Consider the following 7,317-nt stretch of genomic DNA (forward strand, 5'->3'; position numbering starts at 1 on the left):
CGGCACCGGAGGCCGTGACGGGGATTCCGGTGCGGCGCCCTCCCGGACGGTCCGTCATTTCCGGGACGGCCCGGGCCGGGGGCGGCCCCGGCGGCCGGGACGGCCGGTCAGCGGCCGAGCAGCGGGATGTCGTTGCGGCCGAGGTGGTAGTCGCGCACCGCGTCCACCAGCTCGTCCACCGACAGCTTCCCGCTGTTGTCGGCGTCGAGCTGGCGGAACGCGGTGTCGGCCACCTCGGGGCTCAGCCCGATCGCGGCGAACCAGCCGTGCATCTCCGCCGGGGACACCTCGCCGTCGCCGGTCTTGTCGAGGACGTTGACGATCGCCTGGATCGTCGGCTTCACGACCTCGGCGAACCCCGCGTCGCCCTTGCCGATGATCTCCTGCTCCGCGGCCTCCAGGAACTGGGGCCGGCTCATCTTGTCGGACCCGGCCGCCGCCGAGAGCCGGTCGAACATGCCGAGGTAGGCGTCCTTGAGCTCGTCCGCCGCCGGGGTGCCCTGCGCGCCGAGCCGGGCGATGATCTCGTCCGCCTCGCGCTCGAAGTCGGCGCGCTCGATGGTGCCGTTGCCGTTGTTGTCCCAGAGCCGGAACCGCTCCTCGAGCCGGTTCTCCTGCTTCGTGGCCATGACCATTGGACGTTCCTTTCTGCATCCTCGCGCTGGATGCCGGTGGTCGAATCGGGTGTTTTTCAGGGGGCGAATCGAACTCCCGACCCCACACCACTGAGATTGCCTAATCGGGCTCGTCCGAACCATGCGGAGAAGGTAAGACCCGCATACCCCTCCATCGAATTCGACATCACCGCGGACGACTATTTAATTTGGGCATGCGACCGCCGACTCATTGGCGAATCCGGTCATTTTCCTAAAACGTCGGCGAGATCAGCGGGGCGGAGCGCCCTGGCGGAACACGAGCCGTTCCTCCGGCGCCAGCCCCAGCTCCCCGCCGGCCCGAAGCGGCCCCGGATCGGCCCGCACCAGGACGTTGTAGTGGTTCGGCAGATGGCAGCCGTCGAAGCCGAGCAGCACCCCGATCCGGCGGTGGCCGATCCACAGGACGTCCCCGCGGTCCAGCACCCCCGCCGCGCCGATCTCCGCGAACCCGAGGAACGCGACCCGGTCGATCCGGGCGCCCGCCGCCGTCTCCGCGTGGTCGGTCGCCACCAGCTCGTGCACCTCGCCCGCCCGCACGCACCGGCTCGCGAACGGCTCCAGCCGCATCCCCCGCTCCGTCCGGTGGTGCGTCAGCACCTTCACGAGCGTCCCGTGCACCTCGCGTTTCGCGCCGTCCTCGTCCGGGTTCACGCCTTCTCCAGCCCGTGCGTCTTCTCCAGCGGGTGCGTCTTCTCCAGCCGGTACGCGTCCTCGACGAACCGCAGCGCCGCGAGCCCGCCGTCGTACGCGGACCGCCCCCGCACGCACCGCGCGAACGCCCGCAGCACCCCCTCGTACTCGTGCCACAGCGACGCCTTGAAGCCCGGATGCCCGTCGAGCATGTCGGCGCGCAGCACCCGCCCGTCCGCCAGCCGGACCTCCACGTCCTTGCGCTCGCCGGGATACGACCAGTCCAGCAGCACCCGCACCCGCGCCGGTCCCGCGCGCAGCGCGATGTCGGCGCGCCGGTCGGTGCCCGCCGCGTCCCGCTCGATCCGCGCCGACACCGCCTCCGCCGGGCCCAGCAGCAGCCGGACGAGGTCGTACGCGTTCGGCCCGTTGTCCGCGACGCACCCGCCGCCGCACCGCCGCGCGTCCAGGTACCAGCCGTCGTCGCCCGCGTGCTCCTCGATCCGCTCCAGGTACCGGACCGTCACCTCCGCCACCGGCGCGCCCGCGCACTCCCGCGCCAGCCGCTCCACCGCCGCGTTGTGCCGCCGGTGGAACGCCGTGAACAGCGGGACGTCCCGCCGTTCGGCCAGCCCCTCCAGATCGGCGCCCTCCGCGGCCGTCAACGCCAGCGGCTTCTCCACGCACACCGCGACGTCCTGCTCCAGCGCGTCCCGGCAGATGCGGTGATGCACGTCGTTCGGCACCGTCACCACCAGGGCGTCCGGCCGCTCCTCCTCCAGCAGCCGCACATGGTCGGTGTGGCCCGGCACCCCGTGCGCGAACGCCTTCCGCGGATCCTCGTCGCACACCGCGACCAGCCGCAGGTCCGGCGCGTCCCGCAGCGCCGCCAGGTAGAACCGCGAGATCACGCCGAGCCCGACGACCGCGACCCGCAGCGGCGGCCTCACCGCCGCACCTCCGGAACCGCGACGCCCGTGCGCACCGCCACCTCGTACAGCTCCCGGTACAGGTCGCCGCCCAGCGGGACGCCGTCCCGCATCCGCTCCCGCGCCCGCTCGTGCTCGTGCCAGCCCGGATAGCGGACGGGCGCGCCCGGATCGACCGGCGGGCAGTCCAGCAGGGCGCCGAACAGGGCGCCCGCGTCCGCCGCGAACCCGGCCCGGCCCGGCGCGATCGCCACGGCCGCGAACCCGATGTCGTCGTCGCGGCCCCCGCCCGGCGGGCCCAGCCCCGCCCCGGCCACCAGCGCCGCCAGCACCTCCACCGCGACGCCCAGCCCGAACCCCTTGTGCTGCCCCGGCCGCCCCCCGAGCCACAGCAGGTGCGCCCGTCCCGCGTCGAACCGCGCCGGATCGGTGACCGGGCGGCCCGCGTCGTCCGCGAGCAGCCCCTCCGGGACCGTCCGCCCGTCCCGCGCGGCCTGCCGGATCCGGCCCGTCGGCGCGGCGGTCGTGCTCATGTCCAGGACGAACGGCGGGTGCGGCCCCGCGGGCGCCGCCACGCTCAGCGGGTTCGTCCCGAGCATCGGCGCCGCGCCGCCCGGCGGCCGCGCGATCCGCTGCCCGCCGCAGTTCGCCGCGACCAGCCCCACCATCCCCCGCTCCACGGCCCGCAGCGCGTGCGGCCCCGCGCAGCCGAAATGGGTCGCGCCCCGCACCGACACCATCCCGATCCCGTGCTCCTCGGCGCGGTCGGCCGCGAGGTCCATCGCGGCCGACGCCGACCACAGACCCAGCGCCCGGCCCGCGTCCACCAGCACCAGCGCGCCCCGGTCGTCCACCACCCGGTGCTCCGCGCGCGGATCCACCCGCCCGGCCGCGAACAGCGGCAGGTACAGCCGGGTCAGGTTCGCCAGCCCGTGCGACTCCATGCCCGCGACGTCGCCGTGGCACAGCGTCCGCGCCGCCGCGCGGGCCCGCTCGCGCGGCACCCCGTGCGCGGCGAACACCGCGGCGGTGAAATCGAGGAGTTCCGCGTAGTCCACGCGGACGCCGGCCCGCGGTTTCGCGGCAGCGGTCATCAAGGTCACGATGCTCCGTTCGGCTCGTCGGTGAAGGCGATGAGAATGCGGGCGACGTCCCCCGCGAACGCCGCCAGGTCGGCGGCGTCGGCGAACTCCCCCTCGGCGTGCGCGTTGTTCGCCGCGAGATCGCCGGGCCCCAGCACGACCGTGCACGCCCCCGGCACCTGCGACATCCAGATCGCGTCGCACGTGAACCCCGGCTCGTCCGGCGGCCACGGCGGGATCCCCGCGCGCTCCAGCAGCGCGTGCCCCCACGCGCTGCGATCGTCCAGCACGGGCAGGCCCCGCTTCCGCCACTCCAGCCGCGTCACGGCGTGCGCGTCCGCCGCGGTCCGCGCGAACAGCATCGAGTCGCCGAACCGGGCCGCGAACGCGTCGAGGCCCTCCCGCAGGGCGGCCTCCACCTCCCGCTCCATCCGGCGGCCCGCGTCCATCGACGCGTACGCGAGGTTCAGCAGCAGCGACCCCGACCCGTACACCTTGTTGTGCCGCGATCCCGTCTCGAGGCCCGCCACGCACACCGCCGCCTGCGCCGCGTACGGGTCCAGCGCGGACCCGAGCCACTGCGCGAGATGCCCCAGCAGGACGCTCGCGTTGTGCCCCTCGCCCGGACGGTCGTCGATCGCGTCCTCGCCCGCCACGACCACCCGCGCCGTCATCGACGCCGTGCACCGGGCGAGGAACCTCCCACGGGTGGGCTCGCAGAACACGTTCAGCCGTCCCGTGTGCCCCGCCTGCACCAGCGGCCGGGTGCCGAACACGCCCATGGCCCCGCCCTCCTCGCCGCCGACCGCCTGCACCACCACGGCCACGTCCCGCCCGATCGCCGGCCGGCTCGCGCGCGCCGCACGGATCCCCGCGAGCAGCGCCACCGCCGGCCCCTTCGCGTCGATCGCCCCCCGCCCGCGGAACCGCGCCCCGTCGAACCCGACCGGCTGCACCCCCGCGACCGTGTCCAGGTGCACGTTGAACATCACCGTGCGCCCCGTCGGAACGCCGTCCCGTCCGAGCCGCAGCACCAGGTTCGGCTGCCCCGCCAGGAACCCCGGATCGCCCATCGCGTCCCGGACCGCCGCGGGCACCGGCCCCCGCTCCACGTCGTCGATCCCCGCGGGCGCGTGATGCACCACCCGCATCCCGAACCGCGCCGCGTGCTCCGCGTACGCGACCTGCGCCGCCCGCAGCCCCGTACCCGCACCCCCTTCGAGCGGCCCCGCCGTCGGGCATCGCAGCAGCCGCAGCAGCAGGTCCCGATCGTCCCCGGTGAGCGGCGAGGGCACCGGCGAACCGGACGCCCCGCCGCGCGGCAACCCCACGAACGCGAGCGGCTCACCCCCGTGAAGCACCCCGGACCGGACGGCGTCCGAACCGGGGCACCCGGTGTCGGCGGGGGTCGTGGCCGCCTCGGGGGTGTCGGGGGGCGGCGGCGGGACGGGCGCGGTCATCGGGGGGCCTTCGGGGCAGCGGCGGCGGCGGCGGTGGCGGCGGCTACGAGGTGTTCGAGGGCTCGGCCGCAGTCGGTGAAGGTGGCGGGTTCGGGGCGGCCGGGGGACGGGGCGTGGGGGCGCAGGCTCACGTGGGGTTCGATCGACAGGACGCCGCCGTAGCCGTGCTCGAACAGGATGCGGAGGCACTCGGCGACGCCGGCGTCGCCCTCGCCGGGCGGGACGTAGGCGACGTCGCCGTCCGGGGCGCGGATCGCGTCCTTCACGTGGACGTGCGCGACGTACGGGACGATCGCGCGCAGCATCGGCGGCGCGGGGTAGCCGTGCGGGACGCCGTTGCCGGTGTCGAACAGCAGGCGCAGGGCGGGGCTGCCGATGCCGGTGACGAGGTCGAGCATGCGGTCGGCGCGGTCGCCCGCCCAGCCGGCGCAGTTCTCGTGGGCGAGCACGAGGCCGCGGTCCTCGGCGCGGCGCGCGAGGTCGCGGAGCCGGGCGCGGGCGCGGCGGCCCCACTCGGGCTCGTCCAGCCCGCCGGACGGGTACGACATGATCCGGACGAGCCGGGTGTCCAGGAGGTCGCACCGGGTGGCGAGGGCGTCGAGTTCGCGGGTGTCGAGGGAGAAGTCGCCCGTGATGGGGCGCGACCAGTCGCCGATCTTGGACGCGACACCGGCGACCGCGACGCCGGCGGCCCGCAGGCGGTCGGCGGTGCGGCGGACGTCGTCCTCGGGGAGGCGGGCGACGGGGACGCCGTCGAGGGTGCGCAGTTCGAGGCGGCGCCAGCCGAGGGCGGCGAGGGCGGCGAGCTGGCCCGCGAGGTCGGGGGCGGCCTCGTCGCCGATCCCGGCGAACCGGACGTCAGCCGACACCGCGCACCTCCGGCACGGCGGTGCAGCGGCGCTTCGCCTCGGCGAGCAGCCGGACGGCGTCGACCTGCAGCGGCAGCGTCCCGTGGGGCGCCCCGGTCGCGAAACGCTCGTAGGCGGTGCGCAGGAAGGCGGGGAAGGCGTCGTCGTCGAAGGCGGCCCAGGACGCCTCGCCGCCGGGGCGCACGGTGCGGAGCTGGGCCGTGTGGTCGGCGTCGCTGCACGGGTAGTGGCCGACGAGGACGCCCTCGTCGAACTCGAGGGTGATGCGGCGTTCGCGGACGGGCGAGGTGAGGTCGGAGTCGATTTCGGTGCGGACGCCCGAGCGGTGCTCCAGCCGGAGCCGGGCGCGGCCGAGGCGGGGGACGCGGCGGTCGCCGATGACGAGGTCGTCCAGTGCGGCGCCGGCGACGCGGGCGTCGCCGGCGAGGGCGAGCGCGACGGCGAGGGCGTGCGGCACCTCGACGTCGAACGCGGTCGGGTGGGTGCGGGCGCCGCCGCCGAGGGCGAAGCGCGGCTTGTTCTGCACGACGCGGACGCGGCGCAGGTCCCCGAAGCGTCCGCCGGTGACGGCCGCGCGGAGCCGGCGGGTGAGGGCGCTGTCGAGCCAGTGGGTGGCGACGGTGATGTCGAGGCCGTGGCGGCGCCGGATGCGGGCGATCGCGGCGAGCCCGATCAGGTCCACGGCCAGCGGCTTCTCGATGACGAACGTGCGGTAGCCGAGGCCGGCGAGCCGGTCGAGCATCGCCGCCCGGACGTGCGGGGGCGTGCAGAGGTGCACGACCGTCCGCGCCGGGGGGTGGCAGCGGGCGGCCTCCTCCAGGGTGCCGACGGTCACCGTGCGGTCGGCGCCCACCGGCGGACGGAACGGGTCGAACGCGACGATCGGTGCCGAGGCCAGCAGGCCGGGCGCGGTGGCGCGGACCTTGGCCAGCGACGGCAGGTGCAGCCGGTGCCCCGCCCTGCCCATTCCGACGATGAGGGTGTGCAACATTGCAGGTCAGTGCCCTTTCCGGTGCGTTCGTGGGTCGCCTGAAGGGCGGTGGAAGGACGCGCGTCCCGGCACCGGGGCACAAGCTAATTCACGGACAGTGAACAGTCAACGACTCTTTGTTAAAGCCTGTCGGCGATCCACGATTTCCTCTCTGACCAGCGATTGTTACGTCAAGTGACAACTCAATTGCCGGGTGCCATGATCCGGGCGGGCGCGGGCATCACCCTCGCCGTTCCCTCCGACCACGACAGAGGAGCGCCATGTCCCGACCCGCACGCGCCGCCGCCGCCACCGCCCTGGCGGCCGGTCTGCTCACCGTCGCGTCCCCCGCGAGCGCCGCCCCCGCACCGCCCGAAGGCAAGATCGTCGTCTTCGTCACCGAGGGCGCGGAAATTTCGTGGGCGGGCACTGAACTGCGGGAATACCCAGCGTCGACCACCTGCCGATCGTTCCCGCCCGGCGCGCACGTCGTCGCCAATCACAGTGACCGGCGGCTGCTGTTCTTCACCGATCCCTGGTGCATGGCCCCCGTCCCGCCGCCGTTCAATTTCATTCCGCCAGGTCACGGGGCCCACGTGTCCCCGACCGGCAGTTTCCGCGTCGGCTGATCCCGAGCCGGCGCCCCCGGGGCGGACGAGCGGTGAACCGGCACCGAACCCGGGCGCCGTCCGGTGCGTCCACCAAGGAGACGTGATCACAC

At 75.0% G+C, this 7,317-nt stretch carries 8 protein-coding genes; 1 reads left to right on the forward strand and 7 read right to left on the reverse strand.

All coding sequences use genetic code 11. The annotated features are described in order from the left end of the window. Positions 1-107: 107 nt before the first annotated feature. The 7 genes from AB0L25_RS37180 to AB0L25_RS37210 form a co-directional block, all read right to left on the reverse strand. Positions 108-635, reverse strand: coding sequence for an EF-hand domain-containing protein (locus AB0L25_RS37180; protein ID WP_500177847.1), 528 nt, complete (start codon positions 633-635; stop codon positions 108-110). A gap of 249 nt (positions 636-884) precedes the next feature. Next, positions 885-1,307 carry a DUF6917 domain-containing protein gene (locus tag AB0L25_RS37185; RefSeq protein ID WP_500177848.1) on the reverse strand — a complete coding sequence of 141 codons (423 nt, stop codon included), beginning with the start codon at positions 1,305-1,307 and terminating at the stop codon, positions 885-887. Further along, positions 1,304-2,236: a Gfo/Idh/MocA family protein gene (locus AB0L25_RS37190; RefSeq protein ID WP_500177850.1), complete on the reverse strand. Its 933-nt coding sequence runs from the start codon at positions 2,234-2,236 to the stop codon at positions 1,304-1,306. Before AB0L25_RS37190 ends, AB0L25_RS37185 begins: the two co-directional genes overlap by 4 nt. Next, complete coding sequence (locus AB0L25_RS37195; RefSeq protein WP_500177852.1) at positions 2,233-3,309, reverse strand: Ldh family oxidoreductase; 1,077 nt, start codon at positions 3,307-3,309, stop codon at positions 2,233-2,235. The genes AB0L25_RS37190 and AB0L25_RS37195 overlap by 4 nt, the downstream gene beginning before the upstream one ends. A 5-nt stretch (positions 3,310-3,314) precedes the next feature. Beyond that, positions 3,315-4,757, reverse strand: coding sequence for a M20/M25/M40 family metallo-hydrolase (locus tag AB0L25_RS37200; protein WP_500177854.1), 1,443 nt, complete (start codon positions 4,755-4,757; stop codon positions 3,315-3,317). Continuing rightward, positions 4,754-5,626 (reverse strand): sugar phosphate isomerase/epimerase family protein, encoded by an 873-nt coding sequence (locus AB0L25_RS37205; protein WP_500177855.1) that lies wholly within the window; start codon positions 5,624-5,626, stop codon positions 4,754-4,756. The genes AB0L25_RS37200 and AB0L25_RS37205 overlap by 4 nt, the downstream gene beginning before the upstream one ends. Next, the gene (locus AB0L25_RS37210) at positions 5,616-6,617 is read right to left on the reverse strand and encodes a Gfo/Idh/MocA family oxidoreductase (protein ID WP_500177856.1); all 1,002 of its coding nucleotides are present in this window, start codon (positions 6,615-6,617) and stop codon (positions 5,616-5,618) included. The genes AB0L25_RS37205 and AB0L25_RS37210 overlap by 11 nt, the downstream gene beginning before the upstream one ends. Before the next feature lie 260 nt (positions 6,618-6,877). On the opposite strand from AB0L25_RS37210, the gene AB0L25_RS37215 reads away from it, so the two are divergent. Beyond that, positions 6,878-7,225 carry a hypothetical protein gene (locus tag AB0L25_RS37215; RefSeq protein WP_500177857.1) on the forward strand — a complete coding sequence of 116 codons (348 nt, stop codon included), beginning with the start codon at positions 6,878-6,880 and terminating at the stop codon, positions 7,223-7,225. Positions 7,226-7,317 lie beyond the last annotated feature (92 nt).

Source organism: Spirillospora sp. NPDC052242 (genome assembly GCF_040679555.1).
In the GTDB taxonomy this organism is placed as follows: domain Bacteria; phylum Actinomycetota; class Actinomycetes; order Streptosporangiales; family Streptosporangiaceae; genus Spirillospora.